Genomic DNA, 24,076 nt, shown 5'->3' with positions numbered 1-24,076 from the left:
TCTGAATTCAGGAGGTTATGCTGGAAAATCTTCTCTACGCCTATGCATGCCTGTTGGCGGTGTTGACGCTCATGTCTGCGACCAACGCGAGTTCTGACAAATGGCCGACCGGGCATGCGTTTCGCTATGTTGCCCTTACTGTCGCTATACTTGCCTCGTTTGCGGTCAATCTGGCGATAACGTCCGTTGCGGAAATTCCTGCAGCTGGACCACTCGCCTTTCATGCGGCCTTGATTCTACTTTATTTTTCCTATCCTGTCGCGGCGACCGCAGTCGCCTTACTGGTGACGTATATTGTAGTGTCGAAAAATGCCGAGCTCTCGATTCTCGCGGAACTCGTCCCGATGCTGGGCGTCGCACTCGGTTTGAGAGTCGTCGGTCGAAACACCTATCGTGTCACTTGGCCGGTGAAAGTGGTTTCGATCGCAAGCGCCGCCGCAATCGCATCCATTGTCTCGACAGTCTTGTTCGGCGCGACTCTACAGTTCGTCATAGCCAATCTTTTCATGACGGCGCTGGTTGTTTGGGCAGGCGCATATTTCTTTGAGAGAGAGAATGCGTTGCGCGATCGCAGGGCGTACTGGCGGGAAAGAGCGCAAACCGACCATCTGACGACACTTTACAATCGAAGCCGTTTCGAACGTGACATTTCCATCCTGATGGCGAATGGCGATATCGGCCTTTTGCTGATCGACGCCGACAATTTCAAGATGGTCAACGATCGGTTCGGACACGAGGCCGGCGATATCGCGCTCACGCACATTTCGCAAGTGCTCTATAGCGAGTTGGCTGATCCACAGAAGGCGTATCGTATAGGCGGTGAGGAGTTCGCCGTTATCGTTTGTGATCATTCCAGCGAGCTGATGGTAGAAATTGCGGAAAACATTCGGGACAAAATCGAGAAGAGTTCTCTAATCGTCAATGGCCAGTCCCTCAAGATGACCGTGAGCATAGGTCTGACGTTCGGCAAAAGGGGCGAGAGCTCTGCTGAAGTCATGCGTCAGGCCGATAAAAGTCTTTACAGGGCAAAGGATCGTGGCAAAAACTGTGTCGATGTTTTTGAAGCGGCTCAGTCCGCCGCATAGTTGTTACTACTCCGATCCATACTCAAAAGGTATTCCGATTTGGAACCGAATAGCGAAAATCCAGGCAAATCGATTCTCATCGTGGACGACGATGCATTCGACAGAAGCCTGATTACCCGCAATTTGCGAACCGAGCTGCCGAACTACGATCTGGTCGAAGTGTCGGACAGCAGCCAGGTGATTTCAGCAATGGCGAAGCGACGACCCGACTTGGTACTTCTCGATATCTGGATGCCTTCTCCCGACGGATTTGAAGTGCTGGACGCAATCCGGTCCAGCCATGAATATAAGAGGTTGCCGGTCATCATGCTTTCGAGTTCCACAAATCCCGTCGACAAAAGCAGGGCGCGATCACGCGGAGCCGACGGGTATGAAGTCAAGCCGGCGAGTCTGGCCGGGTACAGAACGCTCGCCAAGGCGGTGTCCGCCCGCTTGCAGGAAGGTTGAAGGGCCGAACGCCCATCGCCGTCGACTTCAGTCCTGTGTCGCCCGTCTTCTGGAAACGGACCTTACATGATCTGGCCGATCAGGGATTTTGGCATCATCATGTGAACGCCCTTATGTCCATTCACAGCCTGGGTTACATGGAGGTCCGCGCCAACGCTGCAAAGCGAATATGCGTCTGCCTTGGATACGCCAGCCAGTTCGTTCAGCCACGCGATCATGTCGCGCAACGCCATTTCCGCGCAAACGTCGAGACTCGGGTGCATGCCCATCGTAACGTAGTGCGTTGACGTTTTAGCCCGCGGATATTGCAGCGAGAGGTCTTCGCGCAACACCAATTTGAACGTTCCCGTCAGCGCGGTTTCGAGAGCCGTCACGCAAACTTCCCCATGTCCTTGCACCGCGTGCCCGTCTCCACATGAAAACAGCGCGCCGTCGTTGAACACAGGAAGATAAAGTGTGCTGCCCGCGCCCAGATCCTTGTTGTCGAGATTGCCGCCCATCGCCCGTGGCATCAGCGTTGTGATGCGTCCCCACCCCGTTGGTGGGGCCACTCCCATGATTCCGAAGAACGGCGACAGCGGGATGTCGATTCCGCTATGATGGCGCCCCAGTTTCTTTTCCATGTCGATAGGGATGATTTTGACGATAGGCGCGTCGAAATCGTCGGGAAGTACGCCCGCCAGCGGCAGGATCGCGTTGTAGGCCCAGTCCTGACGCAGTTCTATCGACTGCACCTGAACCTCCAGAACATGCCCCGGTTTTGCGCCCTGGATTGCGACAGGGCCCGTCAGGATGTGTGGGCCAGGGCCTTTTTCACGGGCTGACGCGTGAACCTCTTCAAGTTCTGGCGGGACGATGAACCCATCTTCCGTGCGCGCTTTCGCGATTGGCTGGCCGGAAAGCGTCTCAATTCGCACGACATCGCCACTGTCTACCGTCAAAACCGGCGGCAATCTTGCGTCGAAAAATCCCCAATGACAGGTTTCGACACTGGATTTGAGCACGTGGTCCATTTGTTTTGTCCCTTCAGTAGTTCAGTTTGCAGCTTTGTTGTTGCTGCGCTGATAGTCATTTTGCATGTGGTCTGAGCATTGCTCTGAAAATACTGCACAAAAAATAGTCAATCCACTCTCGTGCGCATTATTTCCGCAAAATGTATTGACATACTACATTTCGCTCCACAAGACTGGGGTCAGTTTAAAGCGGCGCCTGTTCCGGCGCGCTGTCGAATCCCATCCAATCCCGTTTTGCTGGCGCCCTGAAAGGCAGATGCGAAAAATTCAGAGCAAGGAGATATATAATGCTGACCAGGCGATCCGTAATGCTTTCGATGGGCGCAGCCGCCTTTGCAGGGTCGACCCTGACCGGCGCGTCGAGGTCCGCCTTTGCCCAAACGAAGAAAATCAAGGTTGGCGAGGTTGTCAGAACGCAATTCTATACCCCGATGTATGTGGCGCTGGGATTGGGTTACGTGGAAGAGGAAGGACTGGATGTCGAACTCATTTCAGCGGGCGGTAGCGACAAGGTCGGCGCACTTGTCCTGACTGACAGCGTTGATTTCGGTCTCGCCGGACCGGAGGTCGCAATCTACATCACGAACGGCGAGTCACCTGACAAGCCTGAAATTTTCTGCGCTCTCACCGGCACGGACGGCTATTTCCTGGTGTCGAAGGAAAAGATCGACAATTTTGAATGGTCGATGCTCAACGGCAAGACGATCATGGCGCAGCGTCCTGGCAGCACGCCTGAACTTTGTTTTGAATACCTGCTGAAGGAGAACGGCGTTGATGAGGCGACAATCTCCGGTCTTGTAACCAATATAGGTCAGGCTGCGCGCGAAGGAGCCTGGCTTTCCGGCGACTATGATTTCGCCCTGATGATCGAACCCGCGCTGTCTCGGCTGGAAAAGTCTGGCGACCTTCATGTCATAACGTCGATCGGCAAGGAAATGGGGCGCGTGGAATACACCTCCTTCTTCGCCAAGAAAAGTTGGCTGGCGGAAAACGCTGACGTGGCCCAGAGCTGGACTAATGCGATCGCCAAGGCTCAAAAATGGATGGAAACCGCGACGCCGCAGGAAATCGGCGAAGTGATCAAGCCGTACTTCACCAGCGTCAGCATGGAAGATCACGTCCAGGTTATTGATCGCTACCTCAATGCTGGCGGTCCGATCTGGGCTACAAGTCCCGAAGTCGATGAAGACGGAATCGCCAAGTTGCAGGAATTGATGGTTTCCGGCGGCGTCATGGGCGCAGACCAGATCGTTCCCTACGACGCCGTTGTCACCAAAGAATATTCTGACAAGGCTAAAGAACTCGTAGGTAAAAGCTAATTGTCAACGAACTCAGTAGAGATTTCAAAGGTTTCACTGAGCTACTACACTCCAGAGCGTGAAACGCTCGCTCTGGAGGATATTTCGCTCAGTGTCGAAAGCGGTCAGTTCGTTGCAATCGTCGGCTCATCGGGATGTGGCAAAAGCACTCTCCTGTCCGTCGTCGCCGGACTGGTTCCGCCAACCGAAGGCAAAGTGATTGTAAACGGAAAGTACGTTCAAGGCACTTCTCCGAATATCGGTTACATGTTCCAAAAGGACACGTTGCTCGAGTGGCGAACAGTCTTGCAAAACGCTCTGCTTGGATCTGAATTGCTTGGATTGGACAAGAACAAATCAAGGGAACGGGCGAAAAGCCTGCTGACAAGCTACGGCTTGGGTGAATTTCTTCATGCGCTGCCAACACAATTGTCCGGCGGGATGCGCCAAAGAGCTGCGCTTGCACGGACGTTGTGCACGGCGCCGGAAGTACTCTTGCTCGACGAGCCGTTTTCCGCGCTTGATTTTCAAACGAAACTGGCTTTGTCCGACGAGATTTCCGGCATTCTCCGCGCCGAGGGAAAGACGGTCATACTGGTTACCCATGACATCGCTGAAGCCGTGTCGATTGCAGACCGTGTTATCGTGATGAGCAGGCGGCCCGGTCGGATCAAATCAGACCATCGCATCACCTATCCAAGTGCGGGCGGCGAGCGGCCAGGCCCGTTCAAGGCCCGCTCATGTCCCGAGTTCAATGGATATTTCCAGGCCGTCTGGGACGAGCTTGATGTTCACAAGGTTGAGTAATATCCGAAATGTCCGATGAAACCCTGACCGCAAGCGAACAAAAGGTCGCCCCGTCGCAGCCGGAAATCAGCGACGGGTTCGCGAACTACTTGCGGACACAGCGCCGCCGTTCCGCACAGGTGACCATGTTTCAATTCGGAATCGTCGTCGGTTTCCTGATTCTGTGGGAACTGGCTCCCAGGCTGCACTGGATCAATCCGATGCTGACGAGCTATCCTTCGGCTGTGCTGCGCACCTTGTGGGGTCTCATTCTTGACGGCAGTTTGTGGGGCCATACGCTCGCGACGTTCTACGCCACTTTGATCGGTTTCGTCGGAAGCCTCATTATCGGTATCGCCGTAGCCGCTCTTCTGTGGCTCTCACCGTTTCTGAACAAGGTGCTGGATCCCATCATAGTCGTGCTCAATGCTCTTCCAAAGATTGCTTTGGTTCCGGTCTTTTTCATCTGGCTGGGAGCGACGAGTTCGATTTACGCGATGGCGATCTCGATCAGTGTATTCGTGACCATTGTCATGCTTTATACGGGCTTCGAAGCGGTCGACGAGGACAAGATCAAACTTGCGAAGCTCTATGGCGCGTCCCGTATCCAGATACTGAGAAAGATCATCCTTCCCGGAAGCGTTCCGACGATGATTTCGGCCTTGAAGATCAGCGCCGGGTTGTCTCTGGTTGGCGTTGTCGTCGGAGAGTTCCAGGCTTCCAAGGCAGGCCTCGGATACCTGATCACATTCGGCGGCCAGATATTCCAGATGAATCTCGTGATGACGTCTCTGGTGATGCTTGCATTTCTATCGACGGTCCTGTTCGCCGCCATCAAATATTTCGAAAACTACATCTACAGGCGTCGCGGCATCAAATCCGGCCAGTGAGCCTCCTGACGTCTTATCCGGATTGTCTGGCCGAATCGACAAGCTCGCCGGGTATCTGGAAGCAGATGGTAGCGCCGTCATCGACTTTGGAATCGTCGATCCAGACAGTTCCGCCGCGAACCTCGACAAGTTGCTGAACGGCGGCGAGGCCAAATCCGTGTACGGCGCCTTGCGGGTCTGAATGCGGCGCGCTGCCGATCGGATGGTCTTTCGACGCGAAACCCTTGCCGTCATCCGAAACCTTGATGACAAGCCACTCGCCGTCGCTGTCTGTAAGCTCTTCAACTGTAACGGCGACGCGCGAATTGGAAAATTTGATGGCGTTGTCCAGCAGGTTTCTCAGGGCGATCTGGAGCGCAGCCTTGTCGGTCGTGGCCAGACATGCCGGCAATGCCACTGTTTTCGTCGAAAGAGGATCAAGTATCGCAACCAGGTCCGAGCAGATATGGTGCACATCCACTGTCTGGTGCGGCGCGAGATCAAGGGTGAGCGACCTTGCATAGGATAACATGTCGTCGATTTGCGACAGGGCCTTTTCTGTCATGTCGCCGGCCATTTCCAGAAGCTCTTTCTTGCCGTCTCCAAGATCCTCGAAACCCTCGCTAATCATCTCCACGATCAGTCCAATCTGGCGCAAGGGACCGCGCAAATCGTGGGCCGCGGTGGAGGTGAACAGTGCAAGATCGTCGTTAAGCGCCTTGATTTTCGAGTTGCTTTCCGCCTGTTTGAACTGTGTTTCCTTGAACTCGGTTATGTCAGTCGCAATGCCAATAATACCGGTAATGACATCGCCGGAGCGGATCGGAGACAGCGTGGTCTGCCACCATTTCGGTCCCGTCGCGAGGTCGATGTTTTCTTCATAGGTATAGGCTGCGTTGCGGCGCAGGCAGGCGCGGTAATTCCTGGTGATGGTATCGGCGGTTCGCTTCGGCAGAAAGTCGTGTGGGCATTTGCCGAACACCTCTTCGTTCTTCAATCCGCTGAGCTTTTCATGGCTGCTGTTGAGCTTGCGGAACCGGAATATCTCTCCTGGCAGAACATCGAGAACGAAAATCGGCACTTCGACCGAATCGAGAATCTCTTCCGCAGAAATAAGGGCAGACACCGGCATGTGAGGCTCAACCGTTTACGGCGCTCACCAGTTCTCTGACCTTGCGGGTATGCGCAACGGCCTGCTGCGCGCCGCGCGTTTGCGTCAGCAGATCGAATGAACTGTCTTCGTCGTCGGTGACCGCTGTCATCGCCTTGTCGGTGTAGTGCGCTGCATTCGGGTCGCGCTTTACGGTTCGAGCAAGCAGCAGAAGATCTACGATTGCGCGCAGGATCCGGCCGTGCTTCACAACCGTCTCGCCGACGTAGCGCGGCCAGAACACGACGGGATGTTCACGAGGCAGGCCGTGTCGACGCTCGTCGGGATGCTTGAGCCGGAGGACGCCGCTCTGCAACGGATGAACGCGTTCCAGCGGAACCGTCGTTTTGAAAGTGAAAAGCACCTTGAGCAGTCGGAACAGCGGAACGCCCGATCCGGCGGCGCGGCGCAGCAATGTGAGCGTGTGTTCCTTCGAATAGTAAAGCGACCAGGCCTCCTCGTAGATGGCCTTGAATTCCTCGTTGCTCATCTTCTCATGCGCGGTGCAGACATGCTCGAGATCGTAGATATTGAGATCGGGCTCCATGGCGATGCCCTGGTTCCACAGTTTCTGATGGTCCTCGGAGCCGGGCAGGGGCGTAAGCAGGAAGAATTCGATGATATCGAGCGGCAGTTCCTCCTGGATGATTTCGATATCCCGGCGTATCGATTCCGGCGTGTCGGAAGGGAAACCAAGAATGTATCCGGCCATGGTAATGATGCCTTGATCCTTCCAGGCCAAAAGCATCTTGCGGTATTCAGTAATCTTGTTTTGGCGTTTCTTCGCGCTCGCCAGATTGTCAGGATTGACATTCTCGAGGCCGATGAAAACGCGCGTCATGCCGGCGCGCTTGGCCTTTTCGATGAAATTCTCGATCTTGTGGCAGAGCGTGTCGACCTGAATCATCAATCCGATGGGAATGCCGTCGCGCTCACGCAGCAATATCAGCCTGTCGAAGATCGCTTCCCAGTGTCTGTTCCGGGCGAAGTTGTCGTCCGTGATGAAGAACTTGCTGATTCCCTGTTCCCAGTTGAGACGCACGATCTCTTCTATGTCATCGGCTGAACGGAACCGTGACTTGCGTCCCTGAACATTGATGATCGTGCAGAAGGAACATTGGTACGGGCAGCCGCGACCGGCATCGAAACTTGTGCTGAGTCCCAGCGTACGCTTGACGTTGACCTTTGGAAGAATTGGCACGGGCGTCTCATTGAGTCCCGGCAGATCGTTCATGAAATTGTAGACTGGCTGGAGCTTGTTTTCGGCGGCGTCGATCAGCACCTGGTCCAATCGACCTTCCGCTTCTCCGGCGAACATGGCAATGCCGAGATCGCGACAGGCGTCCAGTTCGATGGCCTTTCCGTCGAGCATCGCCAGGCAACCGGAAATATGGAAGCCGCCCATGGCGACCGGAACGCCGGCGTCTCGAAACGGCCGCGCAATATCAAGGGCGCGCGGGTACTGGTTCGATTGAACGCCGACAAGGGCGACCATCCCAAAATTTTTGTTCTGGCGCAGCGTCTTGAGCAGCGATTTGATTTTGACGCGCGTGTTGGTTTCGTCGATGATGGTGATGTCTATGTCGACATCTTCTCCGAGGACACGACGCTCCGCGCAGTCGGCGGCAATCCCGTAGACGGCGGCAAGGGAATTCGATGGGATCATGGCGCGCCACCAGCGAATGACGTAGCCGTCGTCATCGTAATGTGACGGTTTGATCAGGATGAGCTGGAAGCGACGTCTGGCTTGTTTGGTGTCTGCCAAGTAACGGTCCCTGTAACTGGATTTCGCGGACATCGAGTATCAAGCGATGCAAAGTCTTCGCGGCACTATATTCGTTTTTGCCGATAATATCGACCATCAAATCTTCAGAATTTCGAGATCCGCGTCTGTCCGCCAGATATGGCGCGCCGTTGAGGCAATCAAGTGATGGGCAAATTATGAAGATGGCCTGCAGGAGAGTTGCGAATCAGATAAGTGTATGCTTATGTATCCGAATGAACGGGAATAACGTCTTCAAAGCGTTGGCTGATCCGACGCGCCGCGCAATTTTTGAAAAACTGGCGGATGGAAGCATGAACGCCAGTGCGCTGCGGGAAGGCATGGACATCAGTCAGCCCGCCATGTCCCAACACCTGTCGGTCTTGCGCAATGCACATCTCGTCCGTGAAGAACGGCGGGGGCGCTACGTCAACTACGAGGTCAACCCGGACGGGTTGGTCCAGATTGCCGACTGGCTTGCGAAATACCGCGCCTACTGGCCGGCGCGTGTCGACGCCCTCAAGGCCTTGTTGAAGGAAATGGATCAATGACGCATTCGAAGAAGTGGCCGCTGAAGGAATTGGTTTTCGATTACTGCCTTGATGCTTCGCCGGAAAAGGTCTGGCGGGCGATCTCTGTCGATGAGTTCCGCGCCGAATGGTTGCCGAACAGCGATCTTGAAGAGGCGCAACCGATCGCCGAGACGCCTGGCGAGGAAATAAGCTTCCGAATGCGGGACGATGGTCAGTCGTCGGCTTCAAGCACGGTCACATTTCAGATCCGGTCTGATTTCCGGGGTGGAACGCGATTGAGAATCATTCATCAGGCGCCGGAAGCAGGGGCAGGGCGCAAGCCGCCCGTTGCAGCCAATTGCAATAAAGGATGTCTGTTGCGAGCGGCCTGATCAAAAGGCGCCGCCGCATGGCGGGATACAGGAGAAAATGATGAGCGGAACAACGCAATTCGTTCCCATGGTCGTGGAGCAATCCAGCCGTGGAGATCGCTCTTTCGATATCTATTCGAGGCTCCTGCGCGAGCGCATCGTGTTCCTCAACGGTGAGGTCAATGACACAATATCGGCTCTGGTTTGCGCCCAGTTGTTGTTGCTGGAGGCCGAAAATCCCGAAAAGCCGATCAACCTCTATATAAATTCGCCTGGCGGGGTGGTGACCAGCGGTTTCGCGATCTACGACACGATGCAGTTCATCAAGGCGCCGGTTCACACATTATGCATGGGGACGGCTCGCTCGATGGGGTCCTTCCTTCTGATGGCCGGAGAACCGGGACACCGGATGGCGCTGCCCAACGCCAGTCTTCACGTTCATCAGCCCTTGGGCGGATTTCAGGGGCAGGCGTCGGATATCATGATTCACGCCGAAGACATCCGGAATACGAAGCAACGCATCACCAGACTCTATGCGGCGCATTGCGGTCGGACGTATGAAGAGGTGGAGCGCACGCTCGATCGCGATCATTTCATGTCGCCGGATGAAGCGTTGGCGTGGGGCTTGATAGACGGCGTGCTGGCCCGGCGGGCCGAGGCCGCTTGAATTTCTTGTCTGAATCCCCATATCGCTTTCGATCTACGACGTGCGTAGAGCGGCGTTGGCGTCGATCAGATCACGGCGTCGTGAAAACATGGCGGCTGGCCTCTTTGCCTTGGGAAGTTTTGCTGGTATAGGATTTCTCGACATCGAAGGTGAGAGTGTAACCGGCGCCGGTCTCGATTTGACTTGGACGTGGGATTATTTTATTGCAATAATTCCAGATAGGCTCTTGTGAATTTTCGAATCGACGACTATTAAGAGTGGAAACAGACACGCGGCGCGTGGGACTGACGGGTCCTTTTTACGCGCCGTAAACGCGTGAGCGGCACATGGCATCAAAAACCAACCCCTTTACGTTTCTGCAGCAGGTACGCTCCGAAACGTCAAAAGTGACGTGGCCTTCGAGGCGGGAGACCATGATCTCGACGATCATGGTGCTTATTATGGTGTTTCTTGCCGCTATATTTTTCTTTGTGGCGGATCAGGCTCTCGGCTTCGTTGTGGGCTGGATTCTGAATGTCGGCGGTTGATACGGGCGCGAGGCGGGAGAAAGTAATGGCAGCGCGCTGGTATATCGTGCACGCTTATTCGAATTTTGAGAAAAAGGTCGCTGAATCCATCGAGGAGCAGGCGAAGGCCAAGGGATTGGATCATCTGTTCGAGAAGATCCTGGTGCCGACCGAAAAGGTCGTGGAAGTGCGACGCGGCCGCAAGGTCGACTCCGAGCGCAAGTTCTTCCCCGGCTATGTCATGGTTCGCGCGGATTTGACGGATGACGCTTATCATCTGATCAAGAACACGCCGAAAGTGACCGGTTTTCTTGGTTCGGACAACAAGCCGGTGCCGATTCCCGATTCCGAGGCCGAGCGTATTCTGACGCAGGTCCAGGAAGGCGTTGATCGGCCGAAGCCGTCGATCTCCTTCGAGATCGGAGAGCAAATCCGCGTTGCGGACGGACCTTTCGCGTCCTTCTCGGGAACGGTGCAGGAAGTCGATGAAGAGCGTTCGCGCCTCAAGGTGGAAGTATCCATCTTCGGTCGGGCGACGCCGGTCGAATTGGAATACGGTCAGGTCGAGAAGGTCTGATAGCTACGGCGGCGCAAGCCGTCTTGCGCGTGGGAGGAAGTCTGGCCAAGCCAGCCATGTCGACCGCACCACGCAACCGCAGCCGCCGGGAAGCCGGCAATCGGACAGGGTCGGGGCTCCGACGCCAGTCCCCAATCATGACTGGCCTCGGTCGGTCTAAAATAGGCAGAGAGTAGCATGGCTAAAAAAGTTGCAGGTCAGCTGAAACTGCAGGTGCCGGCAGGTGCGGCGAACCCGTCGCCGCCGATCGGGCCGGCGCTTGGTCAGCGTGGCATCAATATCATGGAATTCTGCAAGGCGTTCAACGCCGCCACGCAGGAAATGGAAAAGAGCGTTCCGATTCCGTGCATCATTACTTACTACCAGGACAAGTCCTTCACCTTCACGATGAAGCAGCCTCCTGTCAGCTATTTCCTCAAGAAGGAAGCAAAGCTGAAGTCCGGATCGAGCGAGCCTGGCCGTAAGGTCGCAGGCAGCATCACCCGCGACAAGGTCCGCAGCATCGCTGAAGCGAAGATGAAGGACCTGAACGCGGCCGATATCGAGGGCGCAATGGCCATGGTTGAGGGCTCCGCCCGCTCCATGGGGCTGGAAGTCAAGGGTTGAGACGATGGCCAAATTAGCAAAACGCACGAAGAGTGTTCGCGAAGGTATTGATAATACGCGCCTTTATGACCTCACTGAAGCAGTGTCGATGGTCAAGGAGCGGGCGACCGCCAAATTCGATGAAACCATCGACGTCGCAATGAATCTGGGTGTTGATCCGCGTCATGCCGACCAGATGGTCCGTGGCGTCGTCAGCCTGCCGCATGGCACCGGGCGTTCCGTACGGGTCGCCGTATTTGCACGCGACGCGAAGGCGGAAGAAGCCAAGGAAGCCGGCGCCGATATCGTTGGAGCGGAAGATCTGGTCGAGGCCGTGCAGGGCGGTCAGATCGATTTCGATCGCTGTATCGCGACGCCGGACATGATGCCGCTCGTCGGTCGCCTCGGCAAGGTGCTGGGTCCGCGCGGCCTTATGCCCAATCCGAAGGTTGGCACGGTGACGATGGACGTGAAGGCGGCTGTCGGAGCTTCCAAGGGCGGCGCCGTAGAGTTTCGCGTCGAGAAGGCCGGCATCATCCATGCGGGCGTCGGCAAGGCGTCGTTCGACGCCAAGGCGATCGAGGAAAATATCCGCGCATTCGCCGACGCCGTCATCAAGGCGAAGCCGACGGGTGCAAAGGGCAGCTACCTCAAGCGCATCGCCCTGTCGTCGACAATGGGTTCAGGCGTGAAGGTCGATCCGTCGACCATCGGATCCGCCTGAGTTTGAAAGAATTTTACGCCGGTTTCGGCCGGCGCAAAAGTTTCGGCCTTCGGGTCGAAAATCCGGACTTCGGTCCGGAATTCCTGTCCGAGATTGCAGGTGGTTCTCCTTAATCACTTGGCCTGCATGAGACGGGTAAGAACGGAAATTTCGGGCCTGGCGCCCGGTATTCGGTTCGAACCTTCTTTGCCTTGTGCCTGGATTTCGGTCCGGTTCGAGGGGACAGGATCCTCAAGCGTCGCTTGCGGGTCGTAAATGGCTCCGGGCGGCAAGGCAAAACCCGACAGGTTTCGAATAGTCGAACCTGTCAACTGGAGAGTGGCAGTGGAAAGAGCGGAAAAACGCGAATTCGTCACGACGCTGAACGAAGTCTTCAAGACATCGGGCTCTGTGGTCGTGGCCCACTATACCGGTCTGTCGGTCGCGCAAATGAACGATCTTCGTTCGAAGATGCGTGACGCTGGCGGCACGGTAAAGGTCGCGAAGAATCGCCTGGCCAAAATTGCTCTTCAGGGCACGGAGTCGGAAAAGATAACAGATCTTTTCCAGGGACAGACGGTCATCGCCTACAGCGAAGACCCGGTTACAGCTCCGAAAGTCGCCGTCGAGTTCGCCAAGAGCAACGAGAAGCTCGTTGTTCTGGGTGGCGCGATGGGGGCAACCGTTCTCGACGAAGTCGGCGTGAAGGCCCTTGCCTCGCTTCCGTCCATCGACGAGCTGCGTGCGAAGATTGTCGGCATGATCAACACGCCGGCCACGCGCATCGCACAGGTTGTCAGTGCGCCTGCGGGTCAGCTCGCACGCGTCATTAACGCTTATGCCCAGAAGGACGAAGCCGCCTAGGCGGACCTTCGCTGTAATACGAACCAGTTCGAACCGAACCTAAGGAAACTGAAAAATGGCTGATCTTGCCAAGATTGTAGAAGACCTCTCGAACCTTACAGTCCTGGAAGCTGCAGAGCTTTCGAAGATGCTCGAGGAGCATTGGGGCGTTTCTGCTGCCGCGCCGGTAGCGGTTGCTGCTGCTGCAGGCGGCGCCGGCGAAGCCGCTGCTGCTGAAGAAAAGGACGAATTTGACGTTGTTCTCGCCGAAGCCGGCGACAAGAAGATCAACGTGATCAAGGAAGTCCGTGCGATCACCGGCCTTGGACTGAAGGAAGCCAAGGATCTGGTCGAAGGCGCGCCGAAGCCTGTCAAGGAAGGCGTTGCCAAGGCGGAAGCCGAGGAAATCAAGAAGAAGCTCGAAGAAGCAGGCGCTAAAGTCGAGCTTAAATAACGGTTTTTCCGTTTCGGCGCGGTGCGGGATTTCCCGTTCCGCGCCGCTTCAGGAAAACCCTGAACTGATTACCCAAGAGCCCGAAATGGGTCCTTGGGTAATGGGTTCTCAAAGACCCGTTTTTTGCGAAGTCCCCTGGCCAGCGGCTTCGTCCGGTGCAGGCCCGAATGCAAGATACGAAGGAGCTCCGATGGCTCAGACCCTTTCGTTTAATGGTCGCAGGCGCGTACGTAAGTTTTTTGGTAAAATTCCCGAAGTCGCAGAAATGCCGAACCTCATCGAGGTTCAAAAGGCGTCCTACGACCAGTTTCTCATGGTTGACGAGCCCGAGGGCGGTCGACCGGACGAGGGGCTGCAGGCTGTCTTCAAATCCGTATTCCCGATCTCCGACTTTTCCGGCGCATCCATGCTGGAATTCGTCTCCTACGAATTCGAACCGCCGAAGTTCGACGTCGAAGAATGCCGTCAGCGCGATCTGACCTATGCTGCGCCGCTGAAAGTGACGCTGCGTCTTATCGTGTTCGATATTGACGAAGAAACCGGCGCGAAGTCCATCAAGGACATCAAGGAACAGAACGTCTACATGGGCGACATGCCGCTCATGACCGACAATGGCACCTTTATCGTCAACGGCACGGAACGCGTCATTGTCTCGCAGATGCACCGTTCGCCCGGCGTCTTCTTCGACCATGACAAGGGAAAGAGCCATTCTTCCGGCAAGCTGCTGTTCGCTGCTCGCGTCATTCCCTATCGTGGTTCCTGGCTCGACATCGAGTTCGACGCCAAGGACGTTGTCCATGCGCGTATCGATCGTCGCCGCAAAATTCCGGCGACCTCGCTGCTTATGGCGCTCGGCATGGACGGTGAGGATATCCTCGACATGTTCTACAGCCACTCCGTTTATTCGCGCGAGGGCGAGGGATGGCGTATCCCGTTCCAGCCTGATGCGCTGAAGGGCAACAAGACCATTATCGAGCTTGTCGACGCCGACAGCGGCGAAGTTGTGGCTGAAGCCGGCAAGAAGCTCACGCCGCGCTTCCTGAAACAGCTGACCGAGAAAGGCGTCAAGGCGCTTCGCGCCACCGACGAGGACCTTTACGGCACTTATCTCGCAAATGATATCGTGAACCTGGAAACCGGCGAGATCTATCTCGAAGCCGGTGACGAAATCGACGAGAAGACGCTGCCTGTCGTGATCGAGGCCGGTTTCACCGAACTGCCGATTCTCGACATCGACCACGTCAATGTCGGCGCCTACATTCGCAACACGCTTTCGGCCGACAAGAACGAAGATCGCCAGGACGCGCTGTTCGACATCTACCGTGTCATGCGCCCGGGCGAACCGCCCACAATGGAATCGGCGGAGGCGATGTTCACGTCTCTGTTCTTCGATCCGGAGCGTTACGACCTTTCTTCGGTCGGTCGCGTGAAGATGAACATGCGTCTCGATCTGGACGCCGAAGACACCGTTCGCGTCCTGCGCAAGGAGGATATTCTTGCCGTGGTCAAGACGCTTGTCGAATTGCGTGACGGCAAGGGCGAGATCGACGACATCGACAATCTCGGCAATCGCCGCGTGCGTTCGGTCGGCGAACTGATGGAGAACCAGTACCGTCTGGGTCTGCTGCGCATGGAACGCGCCATCAAGGAGCGCATGTCGTCCATCGAGATCGACACCGTGATGCCGCAGGACCTGATCAACGCCAAGCCGGCGGCCGCCGCCGTGCGTGAGTTCTTCGGTTCCTCGCAGCTTTCTCAGTTCATGGACCAGGTCAATCCGCTTTCGGAAATCACGCACAAGCGGCGTCTTTCGGCGCTTGGACCGGGTGGTCTGACGCGTGAACGCGCGGGCTTCGAGGTTCGCGACGTGCATCCGACGCACTACGGCCGCATCTGTCCGATCGAAACGCCGGAAGGTCCGAATATCGGACTGATCAACTCGCTCGCGACCTTTGCCCGCGTCAACAAATACGGCTTCATCGAGAGCCCCTACCGCCGGATTTCCGACGGTAAGGTCACCAACGAAGTGCTGTATCTGTCGGCCATGGAAGAGGCCAAGTACCACGTTGCTCAGGCCAATGCTGTTCTGACGGAAGACGGATCGTTTGCTGACGAGTTCGTCGTCTGCCGCCATGCCGGAGACGTGATGCTTGCTCCGCGCGAAACGATCGACCTGATGGACGTTTCGCCGAAGCAGGTTGTCTCTGTCGCCGCCGCCCTGATCCCGTTCCTTGAAAACGACGACGCCAACCGCGCCCTCATGGGCTCGAACATGCAGCGTCAGGCCGTTCCCCTCGTCCGCGCCGAAGCGCCGTTCGTGGGAACCGGCATGGAGCCGATCGTGGCGCGCGATTCCGGCGCGGCCATTGCCGCGCACCGGACCGGCGTTGTCGATCAGGTGGACGCGACGCGTGTCGTTATCCGGGCGACCGAGGAACTCGATCCTTCCAAGTCCGGCGTCGACATCTACACGCTGCAGAAATTCCAGCGCTCGAACCAGAACACCTGCATCAACCAGCGTCCGCTGGTCAATGTGGGCGACCGGATCGAGAAGGGCGACATCATCGCCGACGGTCCGTCAACGGATCTGGGCGATCTTGCGCTTGGTCGCAACGTGCTCGTCGCGTTCATGCCCTGGAACGGCTACAACTACGAGGACTCGATCCTTCTGTCCGAGCGCATTGTGCGTGATGACGTCTTCACGTCGATCCACATCGACGAATTCGAAGTCATGGCGCGCGACACCAAACTTGGACCGGAAGAGATCACTCGCGACATTCCGAACGTGTCTGAAGAGGCTCTGAAGAATCTTGACGAGGCGGGCATCGTCTACATCGGAGCAGAAGTCGCTCCGGGCGACATCCTGGTCGGCAAGATCACGCCGAAGGGCGAAAGCCCGATGACGCCGGAAGAGAAGCTGCTTCGCGCGATCTTCGGTGAAAAGGCTTCCGATGTTCGCGACACCTCCATGCGGATGCCGCCCGGCACTTTCGGAACGGTCGTCGAAGTGCGCGTCTTCAACCGCCATGGCGTGGAAAAGGACGAGCGCGCGATGGCGATCGAGCGCGAGGAAATCGAGCGTCTCGCAAAAGACCGCGACGACGAACAGGCGATCCTCGATCGCAACGTCTACGGACGTCTTTCCGACATGCTGGAAGGCAAGACTGTTGTCGCCGGACCAAAAGGTTTCAAAAAGGGCGGAAAACTCGACACGGAAACCATTCAGGAATATCCGCGTTCGCAGTGGTGGATGTTCGCCGTCGAAGACGAAAAGCTGCAGGGCGAGATCGAAAGCCTGCGCACCCAGTACGACGAATCCAAGAAGCGGCTGGAACAGCGCTTCATGGACAAGGTCGAAAAGGTCCAGCGCGGAGACGAGATGCCGCCCGGCGTCATGAAGATGGTCAAGGTGTTCGTCGCCGTTAAACGCAAGGTTCAGCCTGGCGACAAGATGGCCGGACGTCACGGCAACAAGGGCGTGATCTCGCGCATCGTTCCGATCGAGGACATGCCGTTCCTCGAAGACGGCACGCATGTCGATATCGTTCTGAACCCGCTCGGCGTGCCGTCGCGCATGAACGTCGGACAGATTCTTGAAACCCATCTGGGCTGGGCTTGCGCCGGCATGGGCAACAAGATCGGCAAGTTGCTCGAAGGCTACAAGGAAGGCGGCGATATCAAGCCGCTCCGCGACACGATGGAAGACGTGATGGGCGCCGGTCCTAAGGCCGAGCCGATCAAGGACTATGACGACGATTCCATCGTCAGGCTGGCCGAGCAGACAAAGCGCGGCGTGTCAATCGCTACTCCGGTCTTCGACGGCGCAGTGGAAATGGACGTCAACGAGATGCTCGCAAGCGCCGGGTTCAATGAAACCGGTCAGTCGACGCTTTATGACGGCCGCACGGGCGAAACTTTCGACCGCCAGGTCACGGTCGGCTACATCTACATGCTGAAGCTGAACCACCTGGTGGACGACAAGATCCACGCCCGTTCCATCGGACCTTACTCGCTCGTCACCCAGCAGCCGCTGGGCGGCAAGGCGCAGTTCGGCGGCCAGCGCTTCGGTGAAATGGAGGTCTGGGCGCTTGAAGCCTACGGCGCCGCCTATACCTTGCAGGAAATGTTGACGGTCAAGTCCGACGACGTGGCCGGACGCACCAAGGTCTATGAGGCGATCGTTCGCGGCGACGATACTTTCGAAGCCGGCATTCCGGAGAGCTTTAACGTTCTCGTCAAGGAAATGCGGTCTCTGGGTCTCAACGTGGAGCTGGAAAACACCCGCGTCGAGACGGAAGACCAGGGCGCCGAGAGACTGCCCGACGCGGCTGAATAATGATGAACCGGCGCGCGTGGAGGCAAACGCGCGCCGGTTCCAGCCATTGCGGATCCAATCGCCGCAAAATGGCCATAACGAGAGACAGGATTTATACAGGCGTCATGACACCGATTCCGGAACCAGCCGGACATGACGCCAAACAGGGGTAGAACCCCGCGAAGGAGACAGGCATGAACCACGAGGTCATGAACCTTTTCAACTCCCAGGCTCCGGTCCAGACGTTCGATTCCATCCGGATTTCGATCGCGTCTCCGGAAAAAATTCTTTCGTGGTCCTACGGCGAGATCAAGAAGCCGGAAACCATCAACTACCGTACGTTCAAGCCGGAACGCGACGGACTGTTCTGCGCGCGCATTTTCGGACCGATCAAGGACTACGAATGTCTTTGCGGCAAGTACAAGCGCATGAAGTACAAGGGCATCATCTGCGAAAAGTGCGGCGTTGAAGTCACGCTGTCGCGCGTGCGCCGCGAGCGCATGGGCCATATCGAACTTGCAGCCCCGGTCGCTCACATCTGGTTCCTGAAGTCTCTGCCGAGCCGCATTGGAACGCTGCTCGACATGACGCTGAAGGATATCGAGCGCGTTCTGTATTTCGAAAATTACATCGTCACCGAGCCGGGCCTCACGTCCCTAAGCGAGAACCAGCTTCTGTCGGAAGAAGAGTTCATGATCGCCGTTGACGAGTTCGGCGAAGACGCTTTCACGGCGATGATCGGCGCGGAAGCCATCTACGAACTGCTGGCTGGCATGGATCTCGACAAGATCGCCGTTGACCTGCGCGACGAACTGGCTGCGACGAGTTCGGAACTGAAGACCAAGAAGCTGATGAAGCGGCTGAAACTGGTCGAGAACTTCATTGAATCCGGCAACCGTCCGGAATGGATGATCATGAAGGTCATCCCGGTTATTCCGCCGGACCTGCGTCCGCTGGTTCCGCTCGACGGCGGCCGGTTCGCGACTTCCGACCTCAACGACCTCTATCGGCGCGTCATCAACCGTAACAACCGCCTGAAGCGGCTGATCGAACTGCGCGCGCCCGGCATCATCATCCGTAACGAGAAGCGGATGCTGCAGGAGTCCGTTGACGCCTTGTTCGACAACGGTCGTCGGGGCAGGGTGATCACCGGCGCCAACAAGCGTCCGCTGAAATCGCTCTCCGACATGCTGAAGGGCAAGCAGGGGCGTTTTCGTCAGAACCTGCTCGGCAAGCGCGTCGACTATTCCGGCCGTTCCGTGATCGTGACCGGTCCGGAGCTCAAGCTGCATCAGTGCGGACTGCCGAAGAAGATGGCGCTGGAACTGTTCAAGCCGTTCATCTATGCGCGGCTCGACGCGAAGGGCTATTCGTCCACCGTCAAGCAGGCCAAGAAGCTGGTCGAGAAGGAAAAACCGGAAGTCTGGGATATCCTCGACGAGGTTATCCGCGAGCATCCGGTGCTCCTGAACCGTGCGCCGACGCTGCACAGGCTGGGCATCCAGGCCTTCGAGCCGACGCTGGTCGAAGGCAAGGCGATCCAGCTGCATCCGCTGGTCTGCACCGCGTTCAACGCCGACTTTGACGGCGACCAGATGGCCGTGCATGTCCCGCTGTCGCTCGAAGCGCAGCTCGAAGCCCGCGTGCTGATGATGTCGACGAACAACATCCTGCACCCGGCCAACGGCGCACCGATCATCGTGCCGTCCCAGGATATGGTCCTCGGTCTCTTCTATCTTTCGATCATGAACGAGAACGAGCCGGGCGAGGGCATGATCTTCGCCGATATGGGCGAGTTGCATCACGCGCTCGAAAACAAGGTCGTCACGCTGCACTCCAAGATCAAGGGCCGCTTCAAGACCGTTGACGAGGAAGGCAATCCGGTGTCGGCGATCTACGAGACGACGCCTGGCCGCATGATCATTGGCGAGCTTCTGCCGAAGAACGTCAAGGTGCCTTTCGACACCTGCAATCAGGAAATGACCAAGAAGAACATCTCCAGGATGATTGACACGGTCTATCGCCACTGCGGTCAGAAAGAGACGGTCATTTTCTGTGACCGGATCATGCAGCTTGGCTTCGGCCACGCCTGCCGCGCCGGCATTTCCTTCGGCAAGGACGACATGGTCATTCCCGCCGCCAAGGCGGAGATCGTCAACGACACCGAAATGCTCGTCAAGGAATACGAGCAGCAGTACAATGACGGCCTGATCACCCAGGGCGAAAAGTACAACAAGGTCGTGGACGCCTGGGGCAAGGCCACCGAGAAGGTCGCGGAAGAAATGATGGCCCGCATCAAGGCTGTTGAATTCGACGACAATGGTCGCCAGAAGCCGATGAATTCGGTCTACATGATGAGCCATTCGGGCGCGCGTGGTTCTCCGAACCAGATGCGTCAGCTCGGCGGCATGCGCGGCCTCATGGCCAAGCCGTCCGGCGAAATCATCGAAACGCCGATCACGTCGAACTTCAAGGAAGGCCTGACGGTCAATGAGTACTTCAACTCCACGCACGGCGCCCGCAAGGGACTGGCGGACACTGCGTTGAAGACGGCCAACTCGGGTTACCTGACCCGTCGTCTCGTCGACGTCGCGCAGGATTGCATCGTCACACAGGTCGATTGCGGCACGGACAAGGGTCTGACGATGACCGCCATCGTCGACGCCGGCCAGGTGGTCGCCTCTATCGGCCAGCGTATCCTCGGCCGCACGGCGCTGCACGATATCACGCATCCGCAGACCGGCGACGTTCTCGTCGCTTCCGGCAAGATGATCGAAGAACCGGATGTGGTTGCCATCGAAGCCGCCAACGTCCAGTCGGTCAAAATCCGTTCGGCCCTAACCTGTGAAATGCAGAACGGCATCTGCGCCACCTGCTACGGTCGCGACCTGGCGCGCGGAACGCCGGTCAATATCGGCGAGGCCGTCGGCGTTATCGCCGCACAGTCGATCGGCGAACCCGGCACGCAGCTCACCATGCGGACCTTCCACCTGGGCGGCACCGCCACGGTTGTGGACCAGTCCTTCCTTGAAGCCTCCTACGAAGGCAAGGTCAGGATCAAGAACCGGAACGTCCTTCGCAACTCCGGAGGCAATCTGGTCGCCATGGGCCGCAGCATGTCGGTCCAGATCCTCGACGAGCAGGATGTCGAACGGTCGTCGCAGCGCGTCGCCTATGGTTCGCGTCTGTTCGTCGACGATGGCGATGTGGTCAAGCGCGGCCAGCGCCTGGCCGAGTGGGACCCGTATACGCGTCCGATGATGACGGAAGTCGCAGGCGTGGTCGAATTCGAGGATATCGTCGATGGCGTATCCGTATCGGAATCGGCCGACGAGACGACCGGAATCACCAAGCGTCAGGTCATTGACTGGCGCTCGACGCCGCGCGGCGTTGATCTGAAGCCCGCGATCGTCATCAAGGACAAGAATGGCAAGATCGCCAAGCTTGCCCGTGGCGGCGAAGCGCGCTTCATGTTGTCGGTGGACGCCATTCTTTCGGTCGAGCCCGGCCAGAAGGTTTCGGAAGGCGACGTTCTTGCGCGTGTTCCGATGGAAAGCGCCAAGACCAAGGACATCACCGGTGGTCTGCCGCGCGTCGCCGAGCTGTTCGAGGCCCGTCGTCCGAAGGATCACGCCATCATCGCCGAGATCGACGGAACGATCCGTTTCGGACGCGACTACAAGAACAAGCGCCGCATCATGATCGAGCCGTCGGAAGATGGCGTCGAACCTGCGGAATATCTCATCCCCAAGGGCAAGCCGTTCCATCTTCAGGACGGCGACCCGATTGAAAAGGGCGAGTATATTCTGGACGGCAATCCTGCGCCGCACGACATTCTTGCGATCAAGGGCGTCGAGGCTCTGGCCTCTTATCTCGTCAACGAGATCCAGGAAGTCTACCGGCTTCAGGGCGTTCTCATCAACGACAAGCATATCGAGGTCATCGTTCGGCAGATGCTGCAGAAGATCGAGATCACGGATTCGGGCGATTCCGCCTATATCGTTGGCGACAATGTCGACCGGATCGAGCTGGAACTGGCCAACGAACGCCTCGAGGAAGAAGGCAAGAAACCTGCCTTCGGCGATCCCGTGCTGCTTGGCATAACCAAGGCTTCGCTGCAGACGCCTTCTTTCATCTCCGCGGCTTCCTTCCAGGAAACCACGAAGGTGCTGACAGAGGCCGCCGTAGCCGGCAAGATGGACGCCCTCCAGGGTCTGAAGGAAAACGTCATTGTTGGCCGCCTGATTCCTGCAGGCACCGGCGGGGCGATGAACCAGATCCGTCGCGTGGCAAGCTCGCGCGACGAACTCATTCTCGAGGAACGCAAGAAGGAATCCGGCTCGGAAGAAGCTCTGCCGTTGCTGACCGGAGTTTCCGGAGACATGGCGGAGGCGCCGGTGAGCGAATAGCTTCTCCGCAACGCCTTTTTGAAACTGAAAGAACCCGGCTCTTGCGAGCCGGGTTCTTCATTTTTGGGCTGATTCGGAGAATACGGCTTTGGGCTCAAGCGGTTTCAACGTCAAAAGGTGACAATCGAAACTTCCCCTTCGACGGCGCCCTGGTAGGCCGAGGCGTACGGTTCGTCGTCCGGCATGCCTTCCATAACGCCGATCTGGTCGAGTTCGGCTTCCACGTAGCCTTCGCTGGCCATCGCGTTGAGGGTTTCGCGCACGGCGGTGTCGTCGTCCGGCGCCGAAAGAATAATATGGACGTCGATCGGGTCTTCGTCCTTGTCCAGGAAGGCCTTGCCGATGATGATGAACACGATCGGCTCGTCTTCGTCCTCCGCCTGCATGCTGCTTCTCCGTGGTCGCCCTGTTGATTCGGCTCTTTCTGCATGTTTCTGTCGCGAGGCACAAGGGAAGGGGCGGTTTGACCTGGAATAATGCCGCGGACCCCGCCGCGAGGCCGCCAAACGCCGAATTAGTTTCACAATAATTCGGTTCCGGTCTTGACGATGTCCAAGCCAATCAGTATGTACGCGCCACCAGAGCTGATGTGGAGTTTGCTGGTTCGGGATGACTCGTCCTGAAGTTCGCTCCAGACACGGTTCAAACTGCACGTTGATACAAAATGCTGCAAGCACGACACGGTTTCCGTGTCCTCTGCATTTTTTGGGCAAGCCGCCAATGGCGGGTTTGCCCGTTTGCGCATGAGTATGCGTGCACGGGAAACGCCCGCGAGGGCAACATGAAGAATTATATGAGGATGGTTGAATGCCAACCGTAAACCAGTTGATTCGCAAGCCGCGCCAGGTGCCGGTCAAGCGTAACAAGGTTCCTGCACTGGACGCCAACCCGCAGAAACGCGGCGTTTGCACCCGTGTTTACACAACGACTCCGAAGAAGCCGAACTCGGCGCTTCGCAAGGTGGCCAAAATCCGCCTGACCAACGGCTTTGAAGTTATCGGATACATTCCGGGCGAGGGGCATAACCTTCAGGAGCACTCCGTCGTGATGATCCGCGGCGGCCGTGTGAAGGACCTTCCCGGCGTTCGCTATCACATCATCCGCGGAGTTCTCGACACCCAGGGTGTCAAGGACCGCAAGCAGCGCCGTTCCAAGTATGGCGCGAAGCGTCCGAAGTAAGACAATCATTTTGCTGGTCATCCAGCGATAGTTGAGAGACTAGACCATGTCCCGACGTCACAGTGCAGAAAAACGTGAGATCAACCCGGATCCGAAATTCGGCGATCTCGTCATCACCAAGTTCATGAACGCCATCATGCTCGACGGCAAGAAGTCCGTAGCTGAAGGCATCGTGTACGGTGCATTCGACATCATCGAAGACAAGACCAAGCAGGAGCCGGTCGGCACGTTCCACGCTGCTCTCGACAATGTCGCTCCGCAGGTTGAGGTTCGTTCGCGCCGTGTTGGCGGCGCCACCTACCAGGTTCCGGTGGATGTTCGTCCGGAGCGCCGCCAGGCGCTCGCGATCCGTTGGCTGATCAGCGCCGCGCGCAATCGCAACGAGACAACCATGATCGAGCGCCTTTCGGGCGAACTCATGGATGCGGCGAACAACCGCGGCAACGCCGTCAAGAAGCGCGAAGACACGCACAAGATGGCTGACGCCAACCGCGCGTTCTCGCATTACCGCTGGTAAGTTTTACGAATTTACGCATCGAAAGGCA

General features: G+C 57.2%; 22 protein-coding genes. 18 read left to right on the top strand and 4 right to left on the bottom strand.

Going from position 1 to position 24,076, the window contains the following annotated elements:
* Positions 1 to 17: 17 nt before the first annotated feature.
* Together AAFN47_RS04020 and AAFN47_RS04015 are read left to right on the top strand one after the other, a co-directional pair.
* On the top strand, positions 18 to 1,085 hold the full coding sequence (locus AAFN47_RS04020) for a GGDEF domain-containing protein (RefSeq protein ID WP_499807906.1): 1,068 nt from the start codon (positions 18 to 20) through the stop codon (positions 1,083 to 1,085).
* A gap of 39 nt (positions 1,086 to 1,124) precedes the next feature.
* Positions 1,125 to 1,532: a response regulator gene (locus AAFN47_RS04015; protein ID WP_499807905.1), complete on the top strand. Its 408-nt coding sequence runs from the start codon at positions 1,125 to 1,127 to the stop codon at positions 1,530 to 1,532.
* A 62-nt stretch (positions 1,533 to 1,594) separates the two neighbouring features.
* Here AAFN47_RS04015 and AAFN47_RS04010 read toward each other — a convergent pair whose 3' ends face one another.
* Complete coding sequence (locus AAFN47_RS04010; protein WP_499807904.1) at positions 1,595 to 2,545, bottom strand: acetamidase/formamidase family protein; 951 nt, start codon at positions 2,543 to 2,545, stop codon at positions 1,595 to 1,597.
* Between the two features lie 287 nt (positions 2,546 to 2,832).
* On the opposite strand from AAFN47_RS04010, the gene AAFN47_RS04005 reads away from it, so the two are divergent.
* The 3 genes from AAFN47_RS04005 to AAFN47_RS03995 are packed head-to-tail and all read left to right on the top strand — an operon-like array spanning position 2,833 to position 5,519.
* On the top strand, positions 2,833 to 3,864 hold the full coding sequence (locus AAFN47_RS04005) for an ABC transporter substrate-binding protein (RefSeq protein WP_499807903.1): 1,032 nt from the start codon (positions 2,833 to 2,835) through the stop codon (positions 3,862 to 3,864).
* On the top strand, positions 3,865 to 4,650 hold the full coding sequence (locus AAFN47_RS04000) for an ABC transporter ATP-binding protein (RefSeq protein WP_499807902.1): 786 nt from the start codon (positions 3,865 to 3,867) through the stop codon (positions 4,648 to 4,650).
* An 8-nt stretch (positions 4,651 to 4,658) separates the two neighbouring features.
* On the top strand, positions 4,659 to 5,519 hold the full coding sequence (locus AAFN47_RS03995) for an ABC transporter permease (RefSeq protein WP_499807901.1): 861 nt from the start codon (positions 4,659 to 4,661) through the stop codon (positions 5,517 to 5,519).
* 13 nt (positions 5,520 to 5,532) lie between these two features.
* On the opposite strand, the gene AAFN47_RS03990 is transcribed toward AAFN47_RS03995, so the two are convergent.
* A complete protein-coding gene (locus AAFN47_RS03990; protein WP_499807900.1) occupies positions 5,533 to 6,630 on the bottom strand; it encodes a sensor histidine kinase in 1,098 nt (365 codons plus the stop codon).
* 7 nt (positions 6,631 to 6,637) lie between these two features.
* A complete protein-coding gene (locus tag AAFN47_RS03985; protein WP_499807899.1) occupies positions 6,638 to 8,413 on the bottom strand; it encodes a B12-binding domain-containing radical SAM protein in 1,776 nt (591 codons plus the stop codon).
* Positions 8,414 to 8,595: 182 nt separating this feature from the next.
* Between AAFN47_RS03985 and AAFN47_RS03980 the strand changes: the two genes are divergently transcribed.
* From AAFN47_RS03980 to rpoC, 11 genes are all read left to right on the top strand, one after another.
* Positions 8,596 to 8,961, top strand: a complete 366-nt coding sequence (locus tag AAFN47_RS03980; RefSeq protein WP_499807947.1) for an ArsR/SmtB family transcription factor — start codon at positions 8,596 to 8,598, stop codon at positions 8,959 to 8,961.
* Positions 8,958 to 9,314 carry an SRPBCC family protein gene (locus AAFN47_RS03975; RefSeq protein WP_499807898.1) on the top strand — a complete coding sequence of 119 codons (357 nt, stop codon included), beginning with the start codon at positions 8,958 to 8,960 and terminating at the stop codon, positions 9,312 to 9,314. The genes AAFN47_RS03980 and AAFN47_RS03975 overlap by 4 nt, the downstream gene beginning before the upstream one ends.
* Before the next feature lie 40 nt (positions 9,315 to 9,354).
* Positions 9,355 to 9,960 (top strand): ATP-dependent Clp protease proteolytic subunit, encoded by a 606-nt coding sequence (locus tag AAFN47_RS03970; RefSeq protein ID WP_499807897.1) that lies wholly within the window; start codon positions 9,355 to 9,357, stop codon positions 9,958 to 9,960.
* Positions 9,961 to 10,286: 326 nt separating this feature from the next.
* On the top strand, positions 10,287 to 10,487 hold the full coding sequence (gene secE, locus AAFN47_RS03965; protein ID WP_499807896.1) for a preprotein translocase subunit SecE: 201 nt from the start codon (positions 10,287 to 10,289) through the stop codon (positions 10,485 to 10,487).
* Positions 10,488 to 10,512: 25 nt separating this feature from the next.
* Positions 10,513 to 11,043, top strand: a complete 531-nt coding sequence (gene nusG, locus AAFN47_RS03960; protein ID WP_220227412.1) for a transcription termination/antitermination protein NusG — start codon at positions 10,513 to 10,515, stop codon at positions 11,041 to 11,043.
* A 177-nt stretch (positions 11,044 to 11,220) separates the two neighbouring features.
* Positions 11,221 to 11,649, top strand: a complete 429-nt coding sequence (gene rplK, locus AAFN47_RS03955) for a 50S ribosomal protein L11 (protein ID WP_499807895.1) — start codon at positions 11,221 to 11,223, stop codon at positions 11,647 to 11,649.
* Positions 11,650 to 11,653: 4 nt separating this feature from the next.
* Complete coding sequence (rplA, locus tag AAFN47_RS03950) at positions 11,654 to 12,352, top strand: 50S ribosomal protein L1 (protein ID WP_499807894.1); 699 nt, start codon at positions 11,654 to 11,656, stop codon at positions 12,350 to 12,352.
* A 255-nt stretch (positions 12,353 to 12,607) separates the two neighbouring features.
* On the top strand, positions 12,608 to 13,195 hold the full coding sequence (rplJ, locus tag AAFN47_RS03945; RefSeq protein ID WP_499807893.1) for a 50S ribosomal protein L10: 588 nt from the start codon (positions 12,608 to 12,610) through the stop codon (positions 13,193 to 13,195).
* 55 nt (positions 13,196 to 13,250) lie between these two features.
* Positions 13,251 to 13,628: a 50S ribosomal protein L7/L12 gene (gene rplL / locus AAFN47_RS03940; RefSeq protein WP_499807892.1), complete on the top strand. Its 378-nt coding sequence runs from the start codon at positions 13,251 to 13,253 to the stop codon at positions 13,626 to 13,628.
* A gap of 190 nt (positions 13,629 to 13,818) precedes the next feature.
* Entirely contained in the window at positions 13,819 to 17,964 is a 4,146-nt protein-coding gene (gene rpoB, locus AAFN47_RS03935) for a DNA-directed RNA polymerase subunit beta (protein WP_499807891.1), read from the top strand.
* Between the two features lie 173 nt (positions 17,965 to 18,137).
* A complete protein-coding gene (gene rpoC, locus AAFN47_RS03930) occupies positions 18,138 to 22,352 on the top strand; it encodes a DNA-directed RNA polymerase subunit beta' (protein ID WP_499807890.1) in 4,215 nt (1,404 codons plus the stop codon).
* A gap of 110 nt (positions 22,353 to 22,462) precedes the next feature.
* Here rpoC and AAFN47_RS03925 read toward each other — a convergent pair whose 3' ends face one another.
* Positions 22,463 to 22,738, bottom strand: coding sequence for a transcriptional regulator (locus tag AAFN47_RS03925; RefSeq protein ID WP_499807889.1), 276 nt, complete (start codon positions 22,736 to 22,738; stop codon positions 22,463 to 22,465).
* Between the two features lie 421 nt (positions 22,739 to 23,159).
* Here AAFN47_RS03925 and rpsL point away from each other — a divergent pair, with 421 nt between their 5' ends.
* The gene (rpsL, locus tag AAFN47_RS03920; RefSeq protein ID WP_220227420.1) at positions 23,160 to 23,531 is read left to right on the top strand and encodes a 30S ribosomal protein S12; all 372 of its coding nucleotides are present in this window, start codon (positions 23,160 to 23,162) and stop codon (positions 23,529 to 23,531) included.
* A gap of 46 nt (positions 23,532 to 23,577) precedes the next feature.
* Positions 23,578 to 24,048 carry a 30S ribosomal protein S7 gene (gene rpsG / locus AAFN47_RS03915; protein WP_499807888.1) on the top strand — a complete coding sequence of 157 codons (471 nt, stop codon included), beginning with the start codon at positions 23,578 to 23,580 and terminating at the stop codon, positions 24,046 to 24,048.
* Positions 24,049 to 24,076 lie beyond the last annotated feature (28 nt).

Origin of the sequence: Hoeflea sp. CAU 1731 (assembly GCF_039888615.1) — a bacterium.
In the GTDB taxonomy this organism is placed as follows: domain Bacteria; phylum Pseudomonadota; class Alphaproteobacteria; order Rhizobiales; family Rhizobiaceae; genus Flavimaribacter.
The sequence above is the reverse complement of the archived record's forward strand: the minus strand, read 5'-3'. Positions and strand labels throughout refer to the sequence as shown.

Coding starts and splice junctions, on each gene's coding strand:
- AAFN47_RS04020 (WP_499807906.1), top strand. CDS start 18: ATGCTGGAAAATCTTCTCTACGCCTATGCATGCCTGTTGGCGGTGTTG.
- AAFN47_RS04010 (WP_499807904.1), bottom strand. CDS start 2,545: ATGGACCACGTGCTCAAATCCAGTGTCGAAACCTGTCATTGGGGATTT.
- AAFN47_RS04005 (WP_499807903.1), top strand. CDS start 2,833: ATGCTGACCAGGCGATCCGTAATGCTTTCGATGGGCGCAGCCGCCTTT.
- AAFN47_RS03995 (WP_499807901.1), top strand. CDS start 4,659: ATGTCCGATGAAACCCTGACCGCAAGCGAACAAAAGGTCGCCCCGTCG.
- AAFN47_RS03990 (WP_499807900.1), bottom strand. CDS start 6,630: ATGCCGGTGTCTGCCCTTATTTCTGCGGAAGAGATTCTCGATTCGGTC.
- AAFN47_RS03980 (WP_499807947.1), top strand. CDS start 8,596: ATGGCCTGCAGGAGAGTTGCGAATCAGATAAGTGTATGCTTATGTATC.
- AAFN47_RS03975 (WP_499807898.1), top strand. CDS start 8,958: ATGACGCATTCGAAGAAGTGGCCGCTGAAGGAATTGGTTTTCGATTAC.
- AAFN47_RS03970 (WP_499807897.1), top strand. CDS start 9,355: ATGAGCGGAACAACGCAATTCGTTCCCATGGTCGTGGAGCAATCCAGC.
- secE (WP_499807896.1), top strand. CDS start 10,287: ATGGCATCAAAAACCAACCCCTTTACGTTTCTGCAGCAGGTACGCTCC.
- nusG (WP_220227412.1), top strand. CDS start 10,513: ATGGCAGCGCGCTGGTATATCGTGCACGCTTATTCGAATTTTGAGAAA.
- rplK (WP_499807895.1), top strand. CDS start 11,221: ATGGCTAAAAAAGTTGCAGGTCAGCTGAAACTGCAGGTGCCGGCAGGT.
- rplA (WP_499807894.1), top strand. CDS start 11,654: ATGGCCAAATTAGCAAAACGCACGAAGAGTGTTCGCGAAGGTATTGAT.
- rplJ (WP_499807893.1), top strand. CDS start 12,608: ATGGCTCCGGGCGGCAAGGCAAAACCCGACAGGTTTCGAATAGTCGAA.
- rplL (WP_499807892.1), top strand. CDS start 13,251: ATGGCTGATCTTGCCAAGATTGTAGAAGACCTCTCGAACCTTACAGTC.
- rpoB (WP_499807891.1), top strand. CDS start 13,819: ATGGCTCAGACCCTTTCGTTTAATGGTCGCAGGCGCGTACGTAAGTTT.
- rpoC (WP_499807890.1), top strand. CDS start 18,138: ATGAACCACGAGGTCATGAACCTTTTCAACTCCCAGGCTCCGGTCCAG.
- AAFN47_RS03925 (WP_499807889.1), bottom strand. CDS start 22,738: ATGCAGGCGGAGGACGAAGACGAGCCGATCGTGTTCATCATCATCGGC.
- rpsL (WP_220227420.1), top strand. CDS start 23,160: ATGCCAACCGTAAACCAGTTGATTCGCAAGCCGCGCCAGGTGCCGGTC.
- rpsG (WP_499807888.1), top strand. CDS start 23,578: ATGTCCCGACGTCACAGTGCAGAAAAACGTGAGATCAACCCGGATCCG.